General features: G+C 62.2%; 24 protein-coding genes. 11 read left to right on the forward strand and 13 right to left on the reverse strand.

The window, feature by feature from the left end:
• Window positions 1–46: 46 nt before the first annotated feature.
• The 4 genes from XH90_RS25785 to XH90_RS25800 all read left to right on the forward strand — a co-directional run bounded on the left by XH90_RS25785 (window position 47) and on the right by XH90_RS25800 (window position 3,769).
• Complete coding sequence (locus XH90_RS25785; RefSeq protein WP_194477115.1) at window positions 47–1,240, forward strand: urate hydroxylase PuuD; 1,194 nt, start codon at window positions 47–49, stop codon at window positions 1,238–1,240.
• A gap of 152 nt (window positions 1,241–1,392) precedes the next feature.
• Window positions 1,393–2,250 (forward strand): VOC family protein, encoded by an 858-nt coding sequence (locus tag XH90_RS25790; RefSeq protein ID WP_194477116.1) that lies wholly within the window; start codon window positions 1,393–1,395, stop codon window positions 2,248–2,250.
• Window positions 2,251–2,323: 73 nt separating this feature from the next.
• Window positions 2,324–2,608, forward strand: coding sequence for a hypothetical protein (locus XH90_RS25795; RefSeq protein ID WP_246755582.1), 285 nt, complete (start codon window positions 2,324–2,326; stop codon window positions 2,606–2,608).
• Window positions 2,609–2,821: 213 nt separating this feature from the next.
• Window positions 2,822–3,769 carry a lytic transglycosylase domain-containing protein gene (locus XH90_RS25800; protein ID WP_194477117.1) on the forward strand — a complete coding sequence of 316 codons (948 nt, stop codon included), beginning with the start codon at window positions 2,822–2,824 and terminating at the stop codon, window positions 3,767–3,769.
• Between the two features lie 4 nt (window positions 3,770–3,773).
• On the opposite strand, the gene XH90_RS25805 is transcribed toward XH90_RS25800, so the two are convergent.
• The 3 genes from XH90_RS25805 to XH90_RS25815 are packed head-to-tail and all read right to left on the reverse strand — an operon-like array spanning window position 3,774 to window position 6,717.
• On the reverse strand, window positions 3,774–4,157 hold the full coding sequence (locus XH90_RS25805) for a cupin domain-containing protein (protein ID WP_194477118.1): 384 nt from the start codon (window positions 4,155–4,157) through the stop codon (window positions 3,774–3,776).
• 11 nt (window positions 4,158–4,168) lie between these two features.
• Window positions 4,169–4,873: an SDR family oxidoreductase gene (locus XH90_RS25810; RefSeq protein ID WP_210348701.1), complete on the reverse strand. Its 705-nt coding sequence runs from the start codon at window positions 4,871–4,873 to the stop codon at window positions 4,169–4,171.
• 44 nt (window positions 4,874–4,917) lie between these two features.
• Complete coding sequence (locus XH90_RS25815; RefSeq protein WP_194477120.1) at window positions 4,918–6,717, reverse strand: thiamine pyrophosphate-binding protein; 1,800 nt, start codon at window positions 6,715–6,717, stop codon at window positions 4,918–4,920.
• A 228-nt stretch (window positions 6,718–6,945) separates the two neighbouring features.
• Here XH90_RS25815 and XH90_RS25820 point away from each other — a divergent pair, with 228 nt between their 5' ends.
• The 7 genes from XH90_RS25820 (at window position 6,946) to XH90_RS25850 (ending at window position 14,295) form a co-directional block, all read left to right on the forward strand.
• Window positions 6,946–7,857, forward strand: coding sequence for an IclR family transcriptional regulator (locus XH90_RS25820; RefSeq protein ID WP_194477121.1), 912 nt, complete (start codon window positions 6,946–6,948; stop codon window positions 7,855–7,857).
• A 143-nt stretch (window positions 7,858–8,000) separates the two neighbouring features.
• Window positions 8,001–9,245: an ABC transporter substrate-binding protein gene (locus tag XH90_RS25825; RefSeq protein WP_194477122.1), complete on the forward strand. Its 1,245-nt coding sequence runs from the start codon at window positions 8,001–8,003 to the stop codon at window positions 9,243–9,245.
• A 27-nt stretch (window positions 9,246–9,272) separates the two neighbouring features.
• The gene (locus tag XH90_RS25830; protein WP_194477123.1) at window positions 9,273–10,148 is read left to right on the forward strand and encodes a branched-chain amino acid ABC transporter permease; all 876 of its coding nucleotides are present in this window, start codon (window positions 9,273–9,275) and stop codon (window positions 10,146–10,148) included.
• Complete coding sequence (locus XH90_RS25835; RefSeq protein WP_194477124.1) at window positions 10,145–12,685, forward strand: branched-chain amino acid ABC transporter ATP-binding protein/permease; 2,541 nt, start codon at window positions 10,145–10,147, stop codon at window positions 12,683–12,685. The genes XH90_RS25830 and XH90_RS25835 overlap by 4 nt, the downstream gene beginning before the upstream one ends.
• Before the next feature lie 290 nt (window positions 12,686–12,975).
• Entirely contained in the window at window positions 12,976–13,572 is a 597-nt protein-coding gene (locus XH90_RS25840; RefSeq protein WP_194477125.1) for a hypothetical protein, read from the forward strand.
• Complete coding sequence (locus tag XH90_RS25845) at window positions 13,569–13,913, forward strand: HGGxSTG domain-containing protein (RefSeq protein ID WP_246755584.1); 345 nt, start codon at window positions 13,569–13,571, stop codon at window positions 13,911–13,913. Before XH90_RS25840 ends, XH90_RS25845 begins: the two co-directional genes overlap by 4 nt.
• Before the next feature lie 25 nt (window positions 13,914–13,938).
• On the forward strand, window positions 13,939–14,295 hold the full coding sequence (locus XH90_RS25850; RefSeq protein ID WP_194477126.1) for a response regulator: 357 nt from the start codon (window positions 13,939–13,941) through the stop codon (window positions 14,293–14,295).
• A gap of 196 nt (window positions 14,296–14,491) precedes the next feature.
• Here XH90_RS25850 and XH90_RS25855 read toward each other — a convergent pair whose 3' ends face one another.
• From XH90_RS25855 to XH90_RS25900, 10 genes are all read right to left on the reverse strand, one after another.
• On the reverse strand, window positions 14,492–15,472 hold the full coding sequence (locus XH90_RS25855) for an ABC transporter substrate-binding protein (RefSeq protein WP_194477127.1): 981 nt from the start codon (window positions 15,470–15,472) through the stop codon (window positions 14,492–14,494).
• Window positions 15,473–15,840: 368 nt separating this feature from the next.
• Window positions 15,841–16,209, reverse strand: coding sequence for a hypothetical protein (locus XH90_RS25860; RefSeq protein ID WP_194477128.1), 369 nt, complete (start codon window positions 16,207–16,209; stop codon window positions 15,841–15,843).
• 844 nt (window positions 16,210–17,053) lie between these two features.
• Complete coding sequence (locus XH90_RS25865; protein ID WP_194477129.1) at window positions 17,054–18,058, reverse strand: ABC transporter substrate-binding protein; 1,005 nt, start codon at window positions 18,056–18,058, stop codon at window positions 17,054–17,056.
• Window positions 18,059–18,271: 213 nt separating this feature from the next.
• Window positions 18,272–19,600, reverse strand: a complete 1,329-nt coding sequence (locus tag XH90_RS25870) for an adenylate/guanylate cyclase domain-containing protein (protein ID WP_194477130.1) — start codon at window positions 19,598–19,600, stop codon at window positions 18,272–18,274.
• 136 nt (window positions 19,601–19,736) lie between these two features.
• Window positions 19,737–20,723 (reverse strand): ABC transporter substrate-binding protein, encoded by a 987-nt coding sequence (locus XH90_RS25875; protein WP_194477131.1) that lies wholly within the window; start codon window positions 20,721–20,723, stop codon window positions 19,737–19,739.
• Window positions 20,724–21,374: 651 nt separating this feature from the next.
• The gene (locus tag XH90_RS25880; protein WP_194477132.1) at window positions 21,375–21,611 is read right to left on the reverse strand and encodes a hypothetical protein; all 237 of its coding nucleotides are present in this window, start codon (window positions 21,609–21,611) and stop codon (window positions 21,375–21,377) included.
• Between the two features lie 220 nt (window positions 21,612–21,831).
• On the reverse strand, window positions 21,832–22,815 hold the full coding sequence (locus XH90_RS25885) for a helix-turn-helix domain-containing protein (protein WP_246755586.1): 984 nt from the start codon (window positions 22,813–22,815) through the stop codon (window positions 21,832–21,834).
• A gap of 241 nt (window positions 22,816–23,056) precedes the next feature.
• Window positions 23,057–24,235 carry a Gfo/Idh/MocA family protein gene (locus XH90_RS25890; protein WP_194477133.1) on the reverse strand — a complete coding sequence of 393 codons (1,179 nt, stop codon included), beginning with the start codon at window positions 24,233–24,235 and terminating at the stop codon, window positions 23,057–23,059.
• 12 nt (window positions 24,236–24,247) lie between these two features.
• A complete protein-coding gene (locus XH90_RS25895) occupies window positions 24,248–25,303 on the reverse strand; it encodes a sugar phosphate isomerase/epimerase (RefSeq protein WP_194477134.1) in 1,056 nt (351 codons plus the stop codon).
• 54 nt (window positions 25,304–25,357) lie between these two features.
• Window positions 25,358–25,855: a GDSL-type esterase/lipase family protein gene (locus tag XH90_RS25900; RefSeq protein ID WP_309493927.1), complete on the reverse strand. Its 498-nt coding sequence runs from the start codon at window positions 25,853–25,855 to the stop codon at window positions 25,358–25,360.
• Between the last annotated feature and the right edge of the window lie 207 nt (window positions 25,856–26,062).

Consider the following 26,062-nt stretch of genomic DNA (forward strand, 5'->3'; position numbering starts at 1 on the left):
CGGTCATCAAAGCTGCGGCATCGGCGTCGCGATTGATGGGGTGATCATGTGGGGATCGATCATATCGGAATGGGCGAGCCTGCTGCTGCGCTGGCTGCACGTGGTAGCCGCGATCGCCTGGATCGGCAGCTCGTTCTATTTCATCGCCCTCGACCTCAGCCTCAAGCCCAGGAGCGATCTGCCTGATGGTGTGCAGGGTGAGGCCTGGCAGGTTCATGGCGGCGGCTTCTACCGGATCATGAAATATCTGGTGGCCCCTGGCCAAATGCCGGACGAACTCACCTGGTTCAAATGGGAGGCCTATACCACCTGGCTGTCCGGCTTCGCGCTGATGGTGGTGGTGTATTATCTCGACGCCGATCTGTTCCTGGTCGACAAGTCGACCCTCGACCTCACGCCATTCCAGGCCGGACTGTTCAGCTTGTGCAGCCTCGCGCTGGCCTGGTTGCTCTATGAGGCCGCCTGTCGCACCGGGCTCGCGCAGCGAGAGCTGCCGTTTGCGATCGGCGGTTATCTATTCCTGGTCGCGCTGACTTACGCGTTCACCCACGTGCTGAGCGGACGCGGGGCTTTCAACCAAATCGGCGCGCTGATCGGCACCATCATGGTCGCCAACGTCTTCGCGGTGATCATTCCGAACCAGAAGAAGATCGTCGCGGCGTTGATCGCCGGACAGGCGCCCGACCCGAAGCTGGGCAAGACCAGCAAGGAGCGCTCGGTCCACAACAATTATCTGACGCTGCCCGTCGTCGTGCTGATGATCAGCAACCACTATCCCCTGCTCTACGCCACGCGCTTCAACTGGATCATCGTCGCGATCGTGCTGGCGCTGGGGCCGGTGATCCGTCACTTCTTCAACGAAGGTCATGCCGGGCGCAAATCACCGTGGTGGGTGTGGGGCGTCGCAGCCGTGGGCGCGATCGCGATCCTCTTCCTGTCCGCGGCCGGGCCTCGCGAGGTCAAGGCGGGCTCGCTGTCAGCGCAGCCCACGGTCGCCAATGTCGAGGAGATCGTGATGTCCCGCTGCAGCATGTGCCATGCGGCCGAGCCGGTCTGGGCCGGCATCGTCACTGCACCGAAGGGGATCTTGCTCGATGCGCCCGAGCACATCCATCGGAACATCCGCCTGATCGGCCGCGTCGCTGCGTGGTCGACCGCGATGCCGCCGGGTAATATCACCGAAATGACCAGCGAAGAGCGCGCCATCCTCGCCGCCTATATCGGCGAGCAGGATCGCTGAGGCCATCACGTGTCGATACCGCATTTCGCGGAATGAAATTCCTGATCCCCCGCCGATTTGAAAATGACTTGTGCGCCCATCCGGCGTAGACAGGGCAAACGGCCGCCATGGTGGTCTCAAGTCAGTTTGTAATCCTTGCCGGGGAAATCACAGTGGCCCTCAAGAACATCATCGGAATCGACCACGCCGTGGTCATGGTGAAAGACCTCGACAGTGCCGCCGAAAATTACCGAAAGCTGGGCTTCACCCTGTCGCCGCGCGGCACCCACAGCGCGCATATGGGCACCGGCAACTACACCATCATGTTCGATCCTGACTATATGGAGCTGCTCGGAGTGCTGGTGCCGACCGAGCACAACGCGCCGGCGCGCGCCTTCGTCGAACGGCACGGCGAGGGCATCGAGCGCATCGCCTTCACGGCGATCGATTCCGCCGCCGGCGCCGAGGAAATCCGCGCGCGCGGCTTCACGCCGATCGGCCCGACCGACTTCGAGCGGCCTGTGACGCTGCCTGACGGCACGGTCTCGGCCGCCAAGTTTCGCACCTTCATGTGGCCGACGGCGGAGACGCCCGGCGGCGTGCGCATCTTTGCCTGCCAGCACAAGACCCGCGAGACGGTGTGGATCCCCGAACTGATGAGGCACGCCAACGCCGCGAAGCAGATCAGCGAGGTGCTGATCGCGACGCCCGAGCCGGCGAAGGACTCGGCGCATCTGGCCCAGTTGATCGATCGCGAGCCGAAGGCGGAGGCCGATGGCGCGGTGACGGTGACCTCGGGCGGCGACCGTGCCGATTTCGTCTATCTGACGCTGGACCAGCTCGGCAAGCGCTATCCCGGCGTACCGCTGGCCGGTCTCTCCGAGCGCGGCGGCGCGGCGCTGGTGCTCGTCAGCGGCGATCTCGCGGCGACCGAGAAGTCCCTCGGACCGGCAGGCGTCCGCAGCGGAGCGGCGATCGTCGTGCCTCCGGCCAAGGCCAACGGCACCCTGCTCGCCTTCATTGCCGGCTGATTTGAGCCAATTCTTTAACGCGCGTTTACCGGGCGGCTCTAGGATTCGTCGATAGTCCAAGCCGCCCGAGGCCATGCCTATGTTCAAAGAGGGATCGCCGATCGCTTACGATGCGCCGGCCGAGCTGAAGAAATGGCCGTCGCTGAAGGGCGAGCGCCAGAAGGACCGTGGTCCGCCCTATCTCGTCTACAACGGTACACTCGCCGACTGCGTCCGCGAGCTCATGGGCAAGCCCATCAAGGGCGGCATCTCGCTCTACGACATCATGACGCCGCCGCAAGCAGCCTTCGACCAGACCGTGCTGTCGCCCGGTGATGCCGCCGAGATCGCGATGCGCCAGGATTTTCCCAAGGCGTAAACGCCGAAGGCCTCCCGCAATACCGTTTGAGGTCCTGATTTCCCCTCGGTTCCCGTAGAACCGCGGGACAAGAGTCGCGTTCTTGGCGCGGGAACACCGTACTAACACCTGCCGTAGCGCGGAATCGCAGCTTCGCCGCAATTACGGTTAAGAAGTCCTTGTCACCGGCACACCGCTGGTCGTTCCCCCACAGTTCGAGGACTCTGAACCGAGATGCGATTTCTTGTCGCCGCTTGCGCTGCGTTCCTGATTCTGATGTGCGACGTCAGTTCGCCGCCAACCTGGCAAGCGTCAAGCTTCGACGACACAGCTCGCAAGGCTGATCGCGCGCCCTCCCTGGTCCCCCTTGTCGAACTGTTCCTGACAAGCGTGCAGGCCATCGAGCTTGCCAATGCGCGCGCGTCCTACGAACAGACGATCGAGCCGACGCCTTCGGTCGAAACGGCCGTGCAGACTCCGGCGTCTCCGACCGAGCAGTTTTGCCGTGCACTGAAGGAAGCGGCCGAGGAGAGCGGCATTCCCGTGCCGTTCTTCGCTCGCCTGCTCTGGCAAGAGAGCCGCTTCAGGTCCAACGAGGTCAGCCAAGCCGGCGCCCAGGGCGTTGCGCAATTCATGCCGGAGACGGCCGCCGAAGTCGGGCTCGATGATCCCTTCGATCCCATGAAGGCGCTGCCGGCATCGGCAAAGTTCCTGCGCAAGCTCCGCGACGATTTCGGTAATCTTGGCCTGGCCGCAGCCGCCTACAATGCTGGCCCCGGCCGCATCCAGAAATGGCTCGCCAAGGAGAGCGAGTTGCCGCGCGAGACGCGCGACTACGTCCGCATCATCACCGGTACCAAGGCCGAAGATTGGATCGAGCGCACGGAAGCTCTCGCGATCCGGATCGACCTGCCCCGCGAGGCGCCTTGCGAAGGCGTCGCCAGCCTGTCCAAGACCAAGGACGTCGCCTGGGTGCCGGCAAACCTGACGCCATCAACCGCGACCATCATTCGCAAGGCCGAGCAGCTGGCAGTGCGGCTCGCAGCAAACCGCGCCCGCAAGCGACTCGTCGCCCTGCTCCGCAAGAACGGCGCGGCCCATGGCAAGGCGCGCAGCATGATCTCAGCACGCGCGAAAGCAGCGAGGGTCCGCGCCGTCCGCCTCGCATCGAGCGAGCGCTAATCGGTCAGACCGGCTTCTCGTCGTCGGTGACTGGCGACGTCACCACCAAAAAAACGAGATCGGTCAACCCCGAGTTCGAGATCGCGTGTTCGACACCGGGCGGCAGAAAGATCACGTCGTGCTTGCGCACGACATGGTTCTTTCCCGCGATCTCCATCAACCCTTCGCCGTCGAGCACGTGATAGACTTGCTCCTGCACCTTGTGATGATGCCGCGCCACATAGGCCATCGGCTGGTACATCGAGATGCGGTAATCGATGTGGCGTGAGCGCGCGTTCTCCGGCATCACCAGCGGCTTCGACAGCGCGCCGCCGAAATGGTTGGGAAACTCGCGCCAGGGCACTTCCGCAATGTTGCGGATGAAGGCGCCATTGCTTTCCTCGGCCATGCTCCTGCTCCTTAATTCACCAGCGCGCCGCCGTCGACATAGACGATCGAGCCCGTTGCAAATCCGTTGCTCATGAAGCTTCCGATCTGCTGGGCGATGTCCTCGGCCATACCGACGCGCCCGACTGGCAGTGCGGCCGCCGTCTTGGCCAGCATCTCCTTCCGCGCTGCCTCCGGCATCGCAGCCCGGATCGGCGTATCGATCACGCCAGGCGACACCGCATTCACACGCACCGGCGCAAGCTCGAGCGCCAGCGCGCGGGCGAGCGACTCCAGCGCGCCATTGGCAGCACTAATGATCGCCGAATTCGGCCGTGGCCGGACGCTGAGGAAACCGGTGACCAGCGTCAGCGAGCCGCCGGGCCGAATCTCGGCCTCGCGCGCGACGCGCCATGCGCCCCAGAATTTCCCTTCCATCGTGGCCCGCACGTCTTCCATCGCGACCGTCCTGAACGGCCCGGTGCGAAGCTGCGCGGCCGTCAGCACGACGTGATCGACAGGGCCGGTGCGCTTGAACAGCCCGGCCACGCTCTGATCGTTGGTGACGTCGGTTGGAATCGCCATCACTTTCAGCCGCTCAGCGATCGGATCTAGCTTCGATGCGCTGCGCGACGCGATGACGACATCAGCACCTTGGTTCTTCGCGAGTTCCGCCGTAGCGAGGCCGATGCCTGAGGAGCCGCCAATCACGACGACCTTCTTGCCTGCGAGCGTCATTCCCATCTCCCTATTTTTCTTATCTGGTGATTTGCAGGCCGCGATCAGCCCGGCTGGAACCGCGTGCCGATGCCGGCCTTGCTCTGGCCAAGACCCGGCAATTCCCAGACGCCGGCACCGGCCGGGTTGACGTCGGCGGCGATGTCGACGTCGATCAGATAGGGCCTATTGGCCGCAATGCCCTTGCGTATCGCTTCTCCGATATCGCCGGCGCGATCGACCCGCACGCCCTCCACACCGCATGAGCGCGCCATCGCCGCGAAATCCGGATTGTAGCGCTCGCCCGTTTCCGGATGCTTGAAGTCGGTGGCAAGCTCGCGCCCGCCGAGATAGCCGCGCTGCAGTCCGCGGATCGAGGCATAGGCGTAATTGTTCCAGACGACCCAGACCACCGGCAGATTGTATTCGACCGCCGTCCCGAGCACGTTGGCATGCATGAAGAAGGCGCCGTCGCCGCAGACCGACACGCAGGGGCGATCTGGCGCCGCAAACTTCGCGCCCATCACGCCGGCAACGCCAAAGCCCATCGGGCCAAAGCCCATCGACCCAATCAGCGAGTCCGGTCGCTTCGGCTTGCAGAAGCCGAGCAGCCAATTGTGATGCACGCCGATGTCGGAGACGAGGATCGCGTCCTCCGGCAACGCCTTGTCGATCTCGGCGGCCGCGCGCTGCGGGTTGATCGGCACGGTATCGTCGGAAAAGCCGGGCGCGACGAACTTGTCCCACTCCTTGCGATAGCCGTCGATCTGCGCCAGCCATTTCTGGCGGGCATCAGCCTTCTTGGAGAGATTGTCGCGGCGATCGAGCTCGGCATGAACCTGCCGCAGGAAGGTACGGACGTCGGCCATCAATCCGAGCGCGACAGGGTAGTTGCGGCCGATCTCTTCAGGGTCGATGTCGACGTGGATCAATCGCGTCGGCGGGATCGTGAAGGAATAGCCGGGAATCCACGAGCTCGATGTGCGGTCGTCGAAGCGGACGCCGAGCGCGAGCAGCACGTCGGCCTGGCGTGCGGCGTGATTGGCCTGGTAATGCCCGGCGCGCGCGACGAGGCCGAGCGCCAGCGGATGATTGACATCGAGCGCGCCGAGGCCGCTCGCGGATGCCGCCACGGGGATCTGAAGCCGCTCGGCGAGCTTGCGCAGCTCCTCCGCCGCTCCGCCATAGCGCACACCCTGCCCGACCAGTATCACCGGCCGCTCGGCCGCGAGCAGCATGTCGACAGCCCTCTCGACACCATCAGGATCGGCGCCGCAGCGGCTGGAGATGTTGGCACTCCACTCGATCGCTTTTGGCGCCTCTTCGGCTGCTGATTCCATGAACACATCGAAGGGAACGTCGATCACGACAGGCCCCGGCCTCCCCGTAATCATGGTCTTCCAGGCCTGCCGCACCGCGAGCGGCACCATCTCGCCACGGGTCGGCTGGAACACCTTCTTGCACATCGTGCGCACTGTGGAAGGGAAGTCGGCCTGATAGTGCCGGTACATCTCCTGGAACGCGCCGCGATTGAACTGGCTGGTCGGCACATTGCCGGTGATCGCCATGAACGGCACGGAATCGAGAAAGGCGTTCGCAAGCGAGATCGGCAGATTCGCCGAGCCCGGCCCGCAGGAGGTGAAGGTCGCGGTCGGCCGGCCGGAGACGCGGTAATAGACGTCGGCCATGAAGCCGGCGACGCTCTCGTGATGCACGGAGATCGTCTTGATGTCGGACGAACGCTCGTACAGCGCGTCGATGAACTGGATGTTGCCGTGGCCGCAGAGCCCGAACACCTGCGGCACTTTCTCCTGGATCAGATAATCGACAATGACCTGGGCGCCATTGAGCATGTTTCGCGACATCAACCGGTCTCCCTCTCGGCCCGTCGACGTCTTCTGTACCGATGCGGAGAACGCGGCCGGTCATCACAGGGCCGCGCGCAGCCTATTTCTCATAATGCTGTACGTCAATTTATATTGTGATAGGCTTCGCGGCGAAGGAACGTCGAGCTCCGCGCCGACGGCCGCGCCCGTTGCGTGCTACTGTCGCTGACGCAGAGCCGAAACGATTCACCCGAGGGAGCCCAGTCCTTGAGATCGCGTACCAAGCCAACGACCGGCGAGAAGCCTGCAAGCCCGCGCAAGGCCGCGATTGCCAAACTGGTCCCCGCTCCCAAGCCTGATGGCGACGACGAGGCCGACGACAAGCAGCGCGGCGGCGGGGTCCAGTCGCTCGGACGTGCCTTCTCGATCCTCGAAGAGGTGGCGCGCCATCGTGAAGGCATTGGCCTCGCCGAGCTGAGCAAGCTGGTCGGCCTGCATAACTCCACCACGTTTCATCTCGCCAAGACGCTGGTCTCGCTCGGCTACCTCCGCCAGGAGAAGGATAACAAGCGCTACCGCATCGGTCGCCCCTTGTTTGCGCTCGCCGCAAGCGCGCTCGACGAGATCGAGATGGTCAATGTCGCGACGCCCGTGCTGGAGGAGCTATCGCGCCAGACCGGCGAAAGCGGGCATTTTGCCGTGCGAATGGGCGACGCGGTGGTCGTCATCGCGCGCACGAGCGGCCCCGGCGCGTTCCAGCTCACCGATCGTGTCGGCGTGGTGCGGCCCGCCCATTGCACGGCGCTCGGCAAGATCATTCTGGCGTCTCTCCGCCCCGAGCAGCTCAAGCGTTTCATCGATCGCGTCGAACTGAAACCGTCGACGCCAAAATCCATCAGCGATGTCGGCGCACTGATGCGCGAGATTGCCGAGGTGCAACGCACCGGCGTCGCCTTCGACGACGGCGAGTTCAATCCGGAAGTGCGCTGCGTCGCTGTGCCCGTGACCGATTTCACCGGGCAGGTGATCGGTGCGCTCGGCATTTCCGGGCCGATCTGGCGCCTGTCCAACCAGGCGCTGCATGCCGGCGCACAAATCGTGCAGGCCGCCGCCGACCGCCTGTCGGTCGAATTCGGCGCCAAGGACCGGGCGCACAAGGCACTTACAACGAAAGTCTAGGTCGCAACCCGGGCGGTGATTTTGCCGGTTGACACCGGCGATGACGCTCGCGATTATCATCCAGCATTAAAACAAGCTCTCTCACAATACCGGATACCCGGTTTTGAAGGGAGGCACGCGATGCACCCCGGGAGGAGACAGAGATGATCCGCTACCCACGACGGACGTTGTTGCGCGCGGGCGCAGCTTTTGCCGGCGCTGCCGCGCTCGGCTTTCCCGCCATCTTGAGGGCGCAGGCCGATAAGATCCGGATCGGACACCTGACGCCGCTCACCGGCTTTCTCGGCGTGATCGGCGGCTACGCCCAACTCGGCGTGAAGCTCGCAGCGGAAGAGATCAACGCCTCCGGCGGCATTCTTGGCAAGCAGATCGACCTTCTCTCGGAAGATTCGATCAACCCCGCGACCGCCGCGACCAAGGCGCAGCGCATGCTGGAGCAGGACGGCGCGGTGGTGCTGCTCGGTGAAATCTCGTCGGCCTCCGCGCTTACCATCATGCAGGTGGCCGAGCGCAACAAGAAGGTGTTCTTCTCGACCGGCGCCCGCTCGGACGCGCTGCGCGGCAAGAGCTGCAACAAATATTCGTTCCACTGCGACATTCCCAACACCGTGATGGTGAACGCGGTCGGCACCGCGCTATCGCAGCAGGGCATGGTGAAGGGCAAGAAGTTCTTCACGCTGACGGCGGACTACATCTTCGGCCATGACCTGCTGAAGGCCGCAAAGGTGTTCTTCGGCGCGCATGATGCCAACCTGATCGGCGACGAGCTGATCGCGACCGACGTGACCGACTTCAGCCCGTATCTGCTGAAGGTCCGGCAGGCAAAGCCGGACGTGGTCTGCTGCAACCTCGCCGGCAACCAGGTGACCAATCTCGTCAAGCAATATGCCGAGTTCGGCTTCCCCTATCCGCTGGTCGGCTTCAACCTCAACACCGGCGATGCCTGGGCCGCAGGCGCGGGCAATCTCAGCGGCACCTGGCCGACGGTCTGGTATCACACGCTGCAAAACCCGACATCGCAGGCCTTCGTCGCGGCCTTCACCAAGAAATACGGCAAGCCGCCGGAGAACCATGCCTGGATCGACTACATCACCCTGAAGCTGCTGGCGGAGGCGATCAACACCACCAAGTCGACCGACAGCGGCGAGTTGATCGCCTATTTCGAGAAGCAGGCGCAGTTCGACATCGGCAAGGCGCGCAAGGCGTACTTCCGCGCCTGGGATCATCAGCTGGTGCAGGAAGCCTATCCGTTCACGGTCAAACCGAAAGACCAGATGAAGGACCAGTGGGACATGCTGGTGCTGGGCGAGCCGGTGCCGGCGGCGAAGGATCCGCTGGAGACGATCTACCCGACCAAGGAACAGAACCCTTGCGAGATGAAAGCCTGACGCGCTCGCGCGCGGCAAGGACGCAACATGCAGTTCGAGTTCTTGCTGGAACAGGTGGTCAACGGCCTCGTGCTCGGCGGCTATTACCTGCTCATCGCGCTCGGGCTGTCGCTGATCTTCTCCGTCGGCGGCATCGTCAATCTCGCGCATGGCGCATTCTATGCGCTCGGCGCCTATGTCTGCGTCGAACTGACCAGCCGCCTCGGCTTCGGCGCCTCCGTGGTGATCTCGCCGCTGGCTGTGGCACTGCTCGGCATCCTGTTCGAGCGCTTCATCCTGCGCCGCTTCTACACGGCTGATCCGATTCTCAGCCTGCTCGTGACCTTCGGTCTTGCGATGGTCGCGGAGCAGGCGATCCGCATGATCTGGGGCGCCGCCCCCGTCTCGACCGAGATCCCGCAGAGCTTTCGCGGCTCGGTCATCGTCGGCGACTTCCTGTTCTCGCGCTATCGCCTGCTGATCCTCGGCGTGGTCGCGGCGATCCTGCTTGGCGTCTGGTGGCTGCTGCAAAAGACCTCGTTCGGACGCGTGGTGCGCGCCGGCATCCAGCGGCCGGACATGGTGGCGGCACTCGGCATTCGCCTGCAGCCCTACATGACCGCGATCGTGATGCTCGGCGTCGGCCTCGCCGCGCTCGGCGGCGCCTTCTTCGCGCCGATCACGACGGTGCATCCGGCGATGGGCTCGGACATCATGACCATCGCCTTCGTCGTGGTCGTGATCGGCGGGCTCGGCAGTTTCTGGGGCGTCGTCATCGCCGCCCTTCTCGTCGGCGTCGTGCGCGGCATCGCCATCCATTTCGAGCCGGCGGCAGGTGAAGCCTCGATCTACCTCCTGATGTTCCTGGTGCTGCTGGTGCGCCCGCGCGGCCTGCTCGGCGAACGCATCGAGAAGTTCGAATGAGGAATGCCTCGACCATCGAGCGGCTGAGGCCGCTGCTGATCGCGATCGTTGCGATGATCGCACTGCCGTTCCTGTTGCGGGCGCTGGGGCTGTCGCTCAACACCGGCACGTGGATACTCGGCCTTGCCATCGCGGCGATGGGGCTCAACCTCTGCATCGGCTACACCGGCCTGGTCTCGTTCGGCCACAGCACCTGGTTCGGTATCGGTGCCTATGCAGCCGGTTTGATCCAGTTGCATTTCTTCCCGGGTCAGATCTGGCTGCCACTCCTGGGATCGATGGCCGTTGTCGCGATCGCCTCGATCATCACGGGCCTGCTGATCCTGCGCCGGCGCGGCGTCTATTTCTCGCTGCTGACGCTGGCGCTGGCAGCCCTCGTCTATACCACAGCCTTTCGCTGGACGAGCCTCACCGGCGGCGAGGACGGGCTTGGCGGGCTGAAGCGCGGCGGCATCGGCGCCGTCAACTTCGACAGCGCGCTCAACTATTACATCGTGGTCGCGATCGTCGGCCTCGCCGTACTCTACGTGCTGATGCGCCTGGTGCGCTCCCCGTTCGGGCACGTGCTGGTCGCGATCCGCGAGAACCAGCTGCGCGCGAGCTTTCAGGGCTATCCGGTCGAGCGCTACAAGCTCGCGGTGTTCGTGATCTCCGCCGTCGTCACGGGACTCGCCGGCGCGCTGATCGCGTTCCTGAACTATCTCGTCTCGGCCGAAGCCGTCTCGGTGCCGTTCGCCGGCGAGCTACTGGCGATGGTGGTGATCGGCGGCATGCGCAGCCTGCTCGGGCCCGCGCTCGGCGCGGTGTTCTTCATCCTGTTCCGGGAGCTGTTCTCGATCTGGACGTCGGACTGGCTGTTCTGGTTCGGCCTCATTTTCGTGGCCTTCGTGATGTATTCGCCCGGCGGCCTCGTCGGGATCGGTTCGCTGATCATGCGGCGCCTCCGTCCACCGCCGGAAGAGACGGCGGCGATGAGCCGGCGCAAGATCTATGACGGCCTGCCGCTGCCCGACTTCCTGCGGCCGGAGGCGTTGACGGGCACCGTGCTCGAGGTCAGCGGGGTCTCGCGAAAGTTCGGCGGCATCCGCGCAGTCGAGAACGCCAGCCTCGAGGTCGCCGCCGGCGAAATCCACGCGCTGATCGGCCCGAACGGCGCCGGCAAGACCACGCTGTTCAATCTGGTCTCCGGCCTCTACGCGCCCGACCGGGGCACGATCCGCCTGCATGGGCGCGACATCGCCGGCGTGCCGGCGAACCTGATCTGCCACCAGGGGCTGGCGCGCTCGTTCCAGATCACCAACCTGTTTCGCGGGCTCTCGATCTACGAGAATTTGCGCCTGTCGCTGCAGGCGCGGCGCGCCATGCGCTTCAACATCTGGAACGACATCGACGCGTACGAGGACATCCACGCCGAGACCGCCGCACTGACGAAGTTTCTCGGGCTCGAGGGCATCGAGGAGATCGAGGGCGGCGAGCTCTCCTATGGCGGGCAGCGGCTGGTCGATCTCGGCATCGCGCTCGGCTCCAAGCCCCAGGTGCTGCTGCTCGACGAGCCGCTCGCGGGCCTCGCCGCGGCCGAGCGCGAGCGCGTGTCCAACCTCGTCAGGAACATCGCCGCGAACATTCCCGTGCTGATCGTCGAGCACGACATCGACCGCGTGCTGGGATTCTCGCAAGTGGTCACCGTGATGAACCAGGGCGAGGTGCTGATGTCCGACTGCCCCAAGGCGGTGCGAGCCGACCTGCGGGTGCAGGAGATCTATACCGGCAAGGGGATTCCTCCTGTCGAGCATCGGCGCAGCGACGAGACAGCCGGCACGCGCGAGACCGTGCTGCGGCTCGACGGCGTCAACACGTTCTACGGCAAGAGCCACATCCTCAACGACGCCGCGCTCGACGTGCGCGAGGGCGAGATCGTCGCGCTGCTCGGACGCAACGGTGCCGGCAAGTCGACGCTGCTGAAAACCATCGCCGGTCTCGTGCCGGCGGCGTCGGGCAGCATCGCCTATCGCGGCGATGACATTGCAAGCCTCCCCGCCCCCGACATCGCCCGCCGCGGCATCGGCTATGTGCCGCAGGGGCGCGGGCTGTTCGCCGGCATGACCGTGCGCGAGAACCTCGCGCTCGGGCGCCTCGCGCGCAAGACCGACGGCGGCGACGGCGTGGTCTGGCACGAGGAGCAGATCCTGCAATACTTCCCCCGGCTGAAGGAGCGCATGAACATCGCGGCGGACTATCTGTCCGGCGGCGAGCAGCAGATGGTCGCGGTCGCCCGCGCGATGTCGGGCAATGTACGCCTGCTGCTGCTCGACGAGCCGTTCGAGGGTCTCGCGCCGGCCGTGACGCTCGAGCTGTTCAGGGTGTTCGACCAGCTCCGCAGCCACATGTCGATCGTGATCGTCGAGCACAATCTCGATCTCGTGCTGGCGCTGGCCGACCGCGTCTTCGCGCTGGAGCGCGGCGCCGTGTTCCACCAGGGACCCGCGGCTCCGCTGCTCAACGACCTCGGCTATCGCAAGCAGATCCTGTGGCTGTGAGCGGGCCCGGACAAAACGCCAAAACAACCCCATGCACCGTAGCCGGCCCCGTGACGTCATCTGCTGAATCTCCGAAATCCCGTTTGACTCGTCGGGCAAAACAGGAGCATGATGGCATCATCGCGATATCGGCCATTCTCCGCGCTACGCCCGGTGACGGGAGCGCCGCAGGCCTTGCTGCGCGAAAACGCCTCATCGACGTCCGAAACTCACAACCGCCGTACAGCAGGGGTGCGACCGGCTTTGCCGGCCGCGAGCCCTTGCGCCTGCACGGCCAAAGGACACACCGCATGACGACATCCCTGACCCGTACCAAGACCATCCCCGTCACGATCAACGATCGTGCCGCGGCGATCGCAAGCCCGAAGGTAAGGCTTCGCCGCAACCGCATCGTGATCGACCACGCCGACCCAGGCGCCGGCGAACAGCTCCTGGCCGAGGCGCTCGGCGCCGCCGACCGCGACGCGTTGCATGGCCTCCTGAGCCAGCTCGTGAAAGCCAGCGCGGTTGCGCGAAAGCCCGACCAAAGCAACCTCTCCTTCATGGTCTCGATGCTGAAAAGCATTGCGCCGAAGGATTCGCTCGAGGCCATGCTGGCGGCGCAGATGGTGGGCATTCAGGTCGCGGCGATGCGCTGCGCCTGCCGCCTCGCCTGCACGGACGACGTGCCGCAGCAGGAGAGCCTGACGCGCGCCCTCACCCGGCTGTCGCGCACCTTCGCGAGCATGATGGAGGCCCTGAACCGGCATCGCAGCAACGGCGCGTGCGCGATCACGGTGCAGAATCTGTCGGTGCAGGATGGCGGCAAGGCCGTCGTCGGCCATTTCACGCAACATGCGAGCCTGATCGCCGCGCAGCCGGGCCTGGCGGATGCCGTTCCCGCATGAGCCACGTCCGCAACACCGGCGCGATGCAGGCGAGCCCGCGCTGCGGCGCGCAATCACGTCGCGGTGAACCGTGCCGCGCGCCCGCGCTGCGCGGCAAGGCGCGCTGCCGCATGCACGGAGGGGCCGCAGGCTCCGGGGCGCCGTTTGGGAACAGCAATGCCGTCACGCACGGCTACTTCACGAGCGAGGCGATCGAGGAGCGGAGGTTCGTTCGCGCCGTACTGATCGAAGCGGAGAGTCTTCTGCGCCGACTGCCCGCAGGCTCGGAAACAATCGGCAACCCAAGCGAGAGCGAAATCGAGCGCACCACGCTGGGAACATATTCCGCCCTTCGCGCTTAACAAATGATAGGAATGAGGTGCAATCATGGGCCAGTCAAAGCCGATCCGGCCGACCGCAATCGTCGTCGAAGATGACGACATTCAGCGAGAGATGCTCGCGCTGCTGCTCGAAGAGAGCAATTTTGACGTGCTCCAGTGCGAGGACGCAGAGACCGCCGCCCTGGCGCTGAAAGTCCGCCACCCCTCCCTGATGGTCACCGACATCAATCTGGTCGGGAAGATGGACGGCGTGGATCTGGCGCACTTCGCCAAGCAGCACAATGCCGACATGCGGATCATCGTGATCTCCGGCCGGCCGCTGCCCCGGCCGCTGCCGCCCGGCGCGAAGTTCTTCACCAAGCCGGTCTACCCGACGATGCTGCTCGCGGAAGCAGGACAATAGAAGCAATTTGCCGGCGTCGGACGCAGGCGTCACCCTCGAACCCGTAGCGCCGCCGGCCATCAGCATCGCTGCGCGACGGGAGGAGCGCGTGAACGAATGCGATGCCGGATAGCAGCTCAGCCCCAATGGGCGGACATCTCCAGCGTTCGTCGCGCGGTCTCACACGGGCCGGAGGAAAGCTCCGGAGACGGCACTTTCACTCGATTACCCGTGTTGCCCGTGCCAGCATGATTGGTGGGACTTGAAGGCCGAGCACCTGCGCCGTCTTGAGATTGAACACCAGATCGAATGCCGTCGGCTCCTGAACCGGAATGTTTTCGGGCTTTTCACCTTCGAGAATTTTCTTCACCAGCGGAGCCGCGTCTCGGGCGACTGTCGTCCAATTTGCTCCATAGGACATCAAAAGCCCGGCTTCAGGATAAGGATCAGCCTGACCGATCACCGGCAGCTTTGCTGCAACGGCTAGTTCCGCTATTCGCCGCAATACGAAGACGTGCCACCCACTGGCGCCGAGTATCGCCGCGCCAAACCGACTCGCCTTCGAAAACGCATCTTCAAGACCTTCCGGGCCGCTGCATTCGAACGACCCGAATGACAGTCCGAGCTGTTTTGCGGCTTTGCCCGTATCCTCGAGCTCTGGCTGGGTGGCAAAATGAAATGCAGGACTCGGGTCCCAGATCATTGCAACGCTCGACAGCGAGGGAATGGTATCCTTGAGCAGTTCCACGCGCTTCGCGGCAAGATACGCCGTGACATGCGCGATTCCCGTGACATTTCCTCCTGGACGATTGAGGCTCGACACAAGGCCGGATCCCACCGGATTTGGGTTGTATACAAAGACAATGGGAATGCTGCTCGTTGCCCGCTGAAGCGCCAGGGCCGGCGGAATGGTGATTCCCATCAAAACGTCGCACTTCAACTCAACCAATTGCCTTGCCAACAAATCGAGGTTCTCCGAATTTTTGTCGAAGAACCGATCCTCGAAGATTATGCTGTCCTCGCCATATCCAATGGCCTTGAAGCCATCTCGCAGCGGCTTGAAGTATGGATGGGTCTCGGCATTTGCTCCCTGCCAGAGGACACCAACCCTGGGAATTTTTTTCGACTGCTGCGCTCGCACGACCGCGGGCCACGTCACGGCACCCCCGATCAGTCCGACGAATTCGCGCCGCTTCATTCGTCCTCCCGCCGTGTAACGCCCATGGCGATCATATGACCACACACAACGGTCGCAGGGCTAGAGGCCAAAAGAGCGCCTTGGGTCCACAAGCCGACCACGCCTTCCGCAGCCTTGCTTCGGAGGTGATGGCAACGCCGAGGAATGATGATCGACGATGAGCCAACGGCCACCGTCCTTGACGTAAGTGAGGCTGTAGCGCGCGACCGATGCAGAGCTGGCCGCTGTTCATCTGAAATTGGTAAATTCCAAGAACTTCAGACGGGAAGGAGGCGGCCCGTCTAGACGACCTCGTTTCCGCTCAGGGGTCACTAGCGAACTTCGCCGCTCCCCGCCGTAAGTCGGCTACGAGCCATGTGTGGACGGCTCTACGGGGGACGTCCGCTGACGTGACGTAAAAGCAGAACGATCACGCACATCGCTGCTACCGAAATGGCGAAAGATAGCGACACTACTGGAAATCCGCGCGACGAAGTTCCGCTTACAAACAGGTATTGCAGTGTGATTGCTATCAACTTCCAAACAAAGAACCAAAGTATCCCGATGCCAGCAGCAGCGATCAACGTGAAGCCCGCGCCACCGGCCTTGTGAGCGGTTGGGTTTTCTTCGATCGGCTCTAATGTTTGCGCGCCGATCGAGCGTTCGGCAGTTATCGGTGCTCGCAGCAGCAAGAACGCCAATGCGGTGAAGAAAACTATAATCCCGACCGCAAGGGGGAATATGAGCCCCAAACGCAATTGCCATCCTCCCTCGCGATCAGATGCCCAGCCCGAACTTACTTTTGGTTGTGCATGTCCGGCGCGTCAATCAATCGCGCCACAGATGCTCAATTTTCCATAAACACGGATTAGTCTGCTTCGGATCAAAAGCAGGCGCCGCTCGCGACCTCGACATGTCTGCCACGGGCCAAGCAGCCGACATATCCTCGGTCGTAGGATGCGGCAGCGATCGGCCACACGCGGGCATCCCTCGATCACACCGTTGGTACGCCATAACGGCTTATAGCAGTTTTGCTGGACTGCCGCCGCAGACGCCGGGAGGATCGGCAGCGCGGCCCGCCTAGAAGCTGGCCCGGACCTACCACGGCCCGGGCCGCTGTGGCGCGATCAGTGTAAGACAGTAGGCCAATCGACCCAGCTGTGGCTTCCGTCCGGGGTGCACGAAATTTCCATCCCGATGTTAGGTAGCCAGATTCTCATAATATCATTTGGCCGCCCGCCGGAAACTGAATCCAATTCGCTATCGCAAAGCGTATCGATTTCTCGCTCAGCAGCGTTCGTCTTCATTGCAATCTCCTGTTTTACGAAGGGATACTTCTCCTCGTAGTTGCGGGATACGGCAACTACTAGCGACGATCAGTGATTCAGATCACACGCCTACTTGCATCGGTCGTTCCGTTTACAGGCGCGCCCCTAGAGGACGTCGATTAGCCCAAATTGATGCGGCTGAAGCTGGCGCTTCAGAGCGGCAGATCACGGATGATCTTGCGCCAGTGACGCGGATCAAAAGAAAACCTTGCCTGCCCGAGCGCATGTCGGCGTTGGGTCAACAGCGCCGTTCTGCCGAAAGTAGCTTTGCGAGCTATTCAATCATCTCGTCAGCGAGCGCCATTAGCCTTGCTGGGATTTCGAGACCGAGCGCTTTCGCCGTCCTTGCGTTGATACTTAAAACCAACTTTGTGGGCGCTTGCACCGGCATTTCGGCTGGCTTCTCTCCTGTAAGGATACGATTGACGTACCCCGCCACTTCTCTGAGGAATTCGTCCGTGTACCCCGCATCGGGACCGTAAGATATGAGCCCACCGGCGACGACAAAATCGCGCCAAGGGTAGATTGCCGGAAGGCGCTGCCTTGCTATCAATTGGACGAGTTCATTTCGACGCGCATACGTGACGGCATCCGGGAGAAAAACCAAACCGCGGCGTGACGTGTTTCCGAGGTCGACGATGGTGCGTTCGATGTCCGCGCTGTTTGCATGGGGAGTGACGATCCTCTTGATAGCGAAAGATGGTGCGGCACTTTCGATGGCCCGCAAGAAACCCATGGAGTTGTTGCCCGGCTCAGGATTGAAGATGACGCCCAAGCCTTCAATCGAGGGCGCCAGCTCCTTCAAGGAAGACAACCACTTGCTGCCCATCGACGGTTCGAACGGCGTGGCGCCGGTGACACTGCCTCCTGGGTGCGACAGGCTTTCAACATATCCCATTCCTACTGGATCGCTGACGTTTACAAATACAACCGGAATAGTCGTAGCTTCGTGATGCAAAGCCGCCATTGACGTATTCGTCACGGCAACAATGACAGACGGTCGCATCTCTATTAGTTCTTTGGCGCAAGCCCGCGTTGCATCGGTGTCTCCACCTGAAAAACGATACTGGATTACTGCTTTAGCGCCGGACGCCGGACTGCGCTGGTCTTCAAGCCGCTGGGGAAACGCAGCCGTGAACAATTTGGCGAAAGGGCTTTCGGCACTGTCGGCGAACAAGACGCCAATCAGGGGAGGACCCGCCGACTGGCCTGCCCGGATCGATAGCGGCCAGCCTGCCACGGAAACCGCAATCATCGTGATGAGATCGCGCCGTTTCATTTTCTCTACTCAAATGCTCCCAATGGGTGACAGCATGTTGAACAAAGGCCGACATTAAAGGGCGAACATTAAATGAGTTCGACGATGGACGATACCGTACGAAAGTTCGATGACCGCTCTGGGTCCATCAGCGGACTTCAGCCGTTCCCCGCCTTGGGTCAGCCACGGGCCACAAGGAGACATGAGCTGAATGTGTCGTCTACGCCGTCTGAGCTATTGAACGGCCGCGAACAAATCCCAATGCCCCGGCAGTCCCTTCAGATCAAACGAGCCTCGGTTTGTGAACGTTAATCCGGCACCAGCAACCAAATCGGTAACGACGCGCGACACAAATACTTCGTTCTCGCCCGACTGCCCCATAATCCGGGCAGCGACATGAACCGCAATTCCACCTACGTCGTCGCCACGCATCTCGACCTCACCCGTGTGCAGCCCCGCGCGTATAGGCAAACCAATCTGCTGGGCGGCTTCACCGAGCGCCAAAGCGCAACGAACACCGCGTCCGGGGCCATCGAACATGGCTAAAATCCCATCGCCTGTGTTCTTGACTATCTTTCCCCGATGCTTCTCGACGACTTGAGCGGCCAAGCGATCATGAGTGTCCAAAAGAGCGCGCCAACGACGATCCCCGAGCTCTATCGCTCGTGTCGTTGAGTTGACTATGTCGGTAAACAATACGGTCGCCAGGACGCGGCCAACGTCATCCGAAATGTCAGGTCGGTGCCCTGTGACAAACTCCTCGATGTCGTCCATCACCTCTTCGCATCCCGGAGTAAGTAGAAGACCGTGCGGAAGATTGTCATATTCGACGTACTTTGCTCCAACAATCGCATGCGCCAGCTTCCGTCCCTCAGCGACGGGAACAACAGCATCCATCTTGCTGTGAAGTAGAAGAGTTGGCACCCGCACACTTTGCAAAATAGGTTCGACATCTATGCGTCGATTCATCACCATCACTGCTTTGAACGCACCTGGGCTACAGCTCATCCGCTCGAATTTTCCTAGGGCCGCGAGCTGCTCCTTTGTACCCTCCGTTATCCCGACGACGCGTTTCATCATTTGCCCCGAGCCCCAGCCAGCAACGATCTGGTCCGCAATTGCCTCAAACTGAGCTTCAGGGACGGAGTAACCGGCTCGAATGAACCCGCCCGCTAGAACCAAGTGGGAAACACGGTCTGGATAAGTCGCGGAAAAAAGAAGGCTCATGGCACTGCCCTCTGAGAAACCCAACAGAGCCGTTTTGCGGGACCCCACCGCATCCAGCACCGCACGAATGTCGTCTACGCGCTCTTCAAGTGACGGCACCCCCGGTACTCGGTCCGACAGGCCCACGCCACGCTTGTCGAAAGTTATGATCCGAGCGAAGCGAGCTAGCCGGAGCACGTTGTCGATTACGCCCGGCAGCTCGAGAATGAGCTCAATATGCGAGATCGCGCCAGGGATGATCATAAGATCGATCGGTCCGTCGCCAATGACGTGGTACGCAATGTTTATGTCGCCGCTGCGCGCGTATTGAGTTTGCGGCATAATAAAATGGGCCATATCTGGCTCCAACGTCCCGGGACGTTCTACGCTTAGAATGAAGTCTCAAGAACAAATTTTAGAGTTTCACCACCAACGCCTATCATATTAGCCGAGCTGCGTCTTCGTGCTCATGCAGCGCCGCAAAATCCACGCACTATTCGATCACCTCGTCGGCGCTTGCGAGCAAGGTTGGTGGGATAGTAATCCCAATCTCTCGCGCCGCTTTGGTGCTGATCGAGAACTTGAAGGAGGTAGGTTGACGAAATGGCATTTCTGCAGGATTTCCACCATCGAGTATCTGAGCCGCCTGATCGGCGACTTGGCGGAACGCATCAAACAAGTCACGGTAATAGGCCATAAGGCCCCCTGCGACCACGAGATCGCGAAACGGATACATGGCCGGGATTTGCGCGTTCGTTGCGATACCGACCAACACCTTACTGTTCGGCAGGTGTTGAGGTTCGTCCGAAACCAGCAAGAGTTCGGCACCCACCTTCACGACCGAGTCGTAGGCGGCCTTGTAGGCTCGCTCATTTAGACTGTTACCGAGGTCGACGTGCAGAAAGGAAAGCTTTAGTTCTTCCGCCGCTTGTTTCGCCATCGCTGCTTGAGGTTGCTGCATCGCCTGGGATGACGAGAGGTAGGCGAGCCGGGTTGCATCGGGTCGAGTTTCCCGCAAGAGCGACAGCCGCTTACCACTAAGCTCAGCACCCGCATCGACCGTTATGCCTGTGACGTTTCCGCCCGGTCGCGCTAGACTGGACACGAGCCCCAATGCCACTGGATCGCCGATGACGGTAACGATTGGAATCGTCTGAGTTGCAGCTTTCAGGGCTAAGGTCATCGGAGGCGCGCCTGTCACGATAACCTCCGGGTGATTGCCAACTACCGTTGCTGCCAAATCAGCGAAACGATCCATGCTGCCCATGGCCGCATAACGGTCCACGATCAGATTGCGCCCTTCCACGTAACCGTGACGAACCAACCCGTCTAGAAATTCGGCCTCAACGGGATTGATCTTGGTACCGTCCCAGCCAGGAAGAACGATTCCTATCCGCCTCTGCCGAGCGGACTGTTGCGCGTGCGCGGAGCAGGCAAGTGCGCTCGCCGAAGCTAGTGCAAGAAAATCCCGTCTCCTCATTCGATTGAACCATCAGAGTTGGAGCGGACAGGCGCGTCGTCACCATAGGTATTGAAGCCGACAAAGCGCGCGGAGACAAGGCTCCCAGGCCGGAGTTGGGTCAATCGCGACGGTATGGCCCGGGTTAAGTTGGGCCCGCTCTACCCCTGACAGCCGACATATCCTCGGTCGTAGGATGCGGCAGCGATGGGCCAAAGGCGGACGCTGCGCCCGCCCAAGATCCTTCGTGTTTGAAAATAGTTGGCCCCGGAGTGCCTAGGAGTCCGGGGCCATAGCCTAAACGGCAGGGTTGGGTTGGCGTGCCGCTCGACTATTGTTCGAGCCTAGCCAAATTGTCCCCCATCACGTTGATCTGCAGCAAATCGAGCCACTAAGAAAGTACGTGGACCTTGGCTCTGTTGAGTTGCTGAATTTCGACAGACTTCGGTATTTCACCGGAGGTGTGAAACGTACGACCCGAAACTACGGTGCGGCGCACGTGAGCGAGCGTAGGTATGACGGGCCGTCGCAACAAACAAAATCCACCTGTTTTGATCTGCCAAGAGTGCCGTCGCGCAATGGATTATCTCGCGACACTGCCAAAGATTGCAAATCTGCCGGCAGTGCACGCTTACAGGTGCTTGCCATGTTGCAGAGTGGATACCATCGATCTCAAATAAGACCGCCAGCTTTTGTGCGCGCCTGGTCCAAAAGGCCCAATATTGCGGAGCGCTGAGCGATCAAGGCGTCCTTCCGCTCTCCATCAGCACACCGTTCGATGACTGCGGTGGTCTTTCGCATATATTCCTCGAGCCGCTCCAAAAGTTCCGGAATGTGCTCGCTGGCGACCTCTCCGAAGAAACGCGCAAGCTGGCTCGGGACATTCGGCAGCACGACAACTTTTGGCATGGCGATCTCGCAGTTATTGGCGAGCAGCTTGATACCGTCGATGTCTTACTTAAGCCGGCAATTCTTCTATCGAAAATCAGAAGCGCGCAGAAATTGGGCTCCGCTGAAACATCGTTAGGAGCAACAGGGTCACCAAGTATGGTTTTGATCAGAGGTAGCCGTCTGTTCGGTGCAACGGACTTTTGTCGTCGGATCGCGGTTGGGCTATGCCCTCCTCTGCTTACCCGGAGCTTCGTGCGCGAGTCAGAGTTTCGGACGGAAGTTCTCCGAAATGGATTTTGTAGGCGCGCGAAAAGTCGCCCATGTGCCAGAACCCGTTTGCCAGTGCGATATCTTTGACCGTCGCCATCGGAGCGCCTGCTTTGAGTTTGCGGCGAACAGCCCAAAGTCGCTTTCCAGCGAGGTATCGATGCGGACTCATTCCATGAACTGCATGAACGGCCGCCTGAAGCGTCCGCTGGCTGACGCTAAGTTCTCTTGCTATCTGGTCGCAGTGGAGCAAACTCATTGAGTTAGATTGAGTTAGCTCGTCCAAGTCACGGACCAATTTTTGATACCTATCGAAGCTGCGCCCGCGTTCGCGATGCGTCGCTTCGGATAGCAAGATGTAATCGAGTGCGGCGACGAGAGTTTCGTGCATCGGCTCTCGCACGTTGTCCAAGTGCTTTGCCTTTGCGGCGAAGTGAAACATCTCCAAGATGATGGCGCCCAACTTCTCTACGCGGTCCAGCGTCGTGGTGGCGGGCACGATTCCTGTGTCGAAGTCGGCCCAACCCCGGTTCCTCATGTCAGAATTAAAGCGGAGCATGAGGTAAGTATTCGGCTGCTCTTCAACCGCTATCGTAGGCGTTTTGCCTCGCATGACGGCTACAGTTGAATTATCGAACACACGACCGTTGATCGTTGCATTGAAGGACAAGGGGACAACCATTCCTAACCCATATTCAGCGCCCATGTTGGTCTCCAGGCGGCGCGCGAAAGACCGTTGAAGGACGAGGAGACTGTTTGGGAAAGGTAGAATGGCGCGAACGGCCGATGAGTTCTTCGGGTCCAGTGGCACGCTGACGCCACCGCCGACCACCTCATTGGGACGATATTCTTCGGCAGTCGCAAATCGCTCGATGCCGAGCACAGGCGATGGCGAAAGGCTACGGACAGCCATGGCAAGATGATCCGGTTCATCAAACGTGAAACGATAGCCCAACGTTGGTTAGAACGTTCTTAAGGATTATTCGGAGTCGCCCAATTTGCGGGAAGGCCGATGGTCGCTCCGCGAAGAAGTAAGGTCTGCGTCAGGATTGCCGTGGCGGATAATGCGCTTTGTTCCAGCGCTCGCATTGTTTAGCTCCCTAGGTCTGCCCCGGGTCAAAAGCCGGCCTCGGCTCCCGCGCGCGGGAACGTCTGCTTAGGAATGAGCGCAGACTCGGATTGCCTGCAGTTGGCGTTCATCGATCGACGCGAACCCAGGCGCCATTCGCCGCGGATGATCGCACCGCCGCGTCGATGAACTTCATGCCGGCGAGCCCATCATGCACCGTCGGGTAGATCACCGCCGGATCGGGCTTGACGCCTGATGTGGCGGCGCGAATGGCGCGCGCGGCTTCGGCATAGATCGTCGCGAATCCTTCGAGGTAACCTTCGGGGTGACCGGACGGCACGCGGGTGACGCGGCCGGCCTCCGGCAACGCGCCGGCGCCGCCGCGGGTCAGCAATCGTTTCGGCTGGCCGTAGGGCGTGAACCAGAGATAGTTCGGATCGGACTGCGCCCATTCGAGGCCGCCCTTGGTGCCGTGGACGCGCAGCTTCAATCCATTCTCGTTGCCGACAGCGACCTGGCTGGCCCACAGCATGCCCTTGGCGCCACCCTTCCACCTCAGAAGGATCTGGACGTCGTCGTCGAGCAGCCGGCCCGGCACGAAGGTCGAGAGCTGGGCGAGCAGCTCGTCGAGCTCGAGCCCGCTGACGAAGCAGGCGAGATGATAGGCATGCGTTCCGATGTCGCCGATGCAGCCGCCGGCGCCGGAGCGGGCCGGATCGGTCCGCCACGCCGCCTGTTTCTGGCCCGTGGCCTCCAGCCACTCCGTCAGCCAGTCCTGCAGATACTCGGCCTGGACCAGCCTGATCTCGCCGAGATCGCCTGATGCCACCATGGCGCGGGCCTGGCGGATCATCGGATAGCCCGCATAATTGTGCGTGACGACGAAGACCTTGCCGGTCTTCTTCACCAGCGCCGCCAATTCCTCGGCCTCCGTGACACCAGTCGTCAGCGGCTTGTCGCAGATCACATGGATGCCGGCTGCGAGGAAAGCCTTTGCCACCGGACCATGCATGTGATTGGGGGTGACGATCGAGACCGCCTCGATGCCATCAGGCCGGGCGGCTTCCGCTCGTGCCATCTCCTCATAGCCGCCATAGGCGCGGTCCGCCGCGATCCCGAGCTCCCTTGCCGAAGCCATGGCGCGCGCAGGGTCCGAGGCGAGCGCACCCGCCACGAGCTCGAACTGGTCATCGATCCTGAAAGCGATGCGATGCACCGCGCCGATGAAAGCCCCCTGCCCGCCGCCGACCATGCCGAGCCGGATGCGGCGGTGGCCGCCGGTCTCGTTGCCTGCCTCGATTGCCATCTGTTGCCTCGCTCAGGTGATGCCGAGCATCGTGCGGACCATCTCGACGTCGGTGCCGGCGCCGGCGAAATCGTCGAAGGCCTTTTCGGTGACCCGGATGATGTGGTTCCTGATGAACTCGGCGCCCTCGCGCGCACCGTCCTCGGGATGCTTCAGCGCGCATTCCCATTCGAGCACCGCCCAGCTGCCGTAGTCATACTGCGTCAGCTTCGAGAACACCGCGCCGAAATCGATCTGTCCGTCCCCCGGCGAGCGGAAGCGGCCGGCCCTGTTCACCCAGCCCTGGAATCCGCCATAGACGCCCTGCCGGCCGGTCGGGTTGAACTCGGCGTCCTTGACGTGAAACGCCTTGATGCGCTCGTGGTAGATGTCGATGTAGTCGAGATAGTCGAGCTGCTGCAGCACGAAGTGCGAGGGGTCGTAGAGCAGGTTCGCGCGCCGATGGTTGTTCACCCTGTCGAGGAACATCTCGTAGGAGACGCCGTCGTGAAGATCTTCGCCGGGGTGGATCTCATAGGCGAGATCGACGCCGTGCGCGTCGGCCTCGTCGAGGATCGGCCGCCATCGCCTCGCAAGCTCGTCGAAGGCCTCATCGACCAGACCAGGCGGACGTTGCGGCCACGGATAGATGTAGGGCCAGGCGAGTGCGCCCGAGAAGGTCGCGTGCGCCGTGAGGCCGAGGCGCTTCGAGGCGCGGATCGCCGACTTGACCTGGTCGACGGCCCATTCGGTACGTGCCTTCGGATTGCCCCGCACTTCGGGCGCGGCGAAGCCGTCGAACACGGAATCATAGGCCGGATGAACGGCGACGAGCTGGCCCTGGAGATGGGTCGAAAGCTCCGTGATCGCGAGACCGTGACTGGCGGCGACGCCCTTCACCTCGTCAGCGTAGCCTTGCGACTCCGCCGCCTTCTTCAGATCGAACAGCCGCGCATCCCAGCTCGGGATCTGCACGCCGATGTAGCCGAGCGAGGCGGCCCATCTGCAGATCGCATCGAAGGAATTGAACGGCGCCGCGTCGGCTGCGAACTGAGCGAGGAAGATTGCAGGTCCCTTGATCATCTTCATCGCATGACTCCTTCCGACCTGGTTGCGCGTGGCGGCCCAACAGACGGTACGACGCTATTTGCCCAGGGCGGCGGCGACTTCGCCGACCAGCTGCTCTGCCAGCATGTGATAGCCCTCCGGCGTGAGATGCTGCCCATCGGGTTGATGCGGCAGGCCGCGCAGCATCCCGTTCGGAAGCATGACGACCTTGATGCCCATCGCGCCCAGCCGGCTCTGGATGGCAGGCGTGTTGTCGGCGGCGAGCTTCCTCCGGTCGTTTCCGCCGGGTTGAAGGATCACGACGCTCGTTCCCTTCGGAACCACGCGATCGAGGCGCGCCAGCATGCCTCCCGTGGTGTCACCGTTGATGCCGGCATTGACGACGCGGACGCTCAGACCCCTTGCGCGGAGAAGCGCTTCGAGCTGTGCGGGATAGGCCTGGCTGCGCGACACACCCTTGCCAAAAGTGTTGCTGGCGCCAAGGGCCACGACGGTTGCCGCGTGAGCCGCGCCAGGCGCGGAGAACATCGCAAATGCACCAAGAAGAATGATCCGGCCAAGCTTTGCGGTCACTTTTGCGCTCCCCGACAGGCTTGATGGTCCCGCCCCATGCTTATCACCGATTACGCGATCGCGGACCAGAGGCGCTTTCACCTCTCCATCCACCGGCCCAAATCTGTCTGAGCTTGCTACGGGCCAATGCCGCCACGGCTGGCGGGCCATGCGATAAGCCGCCCCCTCGCAGCATTGGCATGCCCTCGCCAATCATGTAACCCGGCC

This window comes from Bradyrhizobium sp. CCBAU 53338, from assembly GCF_015291665.1.
Lineage (GTDB): Bacteria > Pseudomonadota > Alphaproteobacteria > Rhizobiales > Xanthobacteraceae > Bradyrhizobium.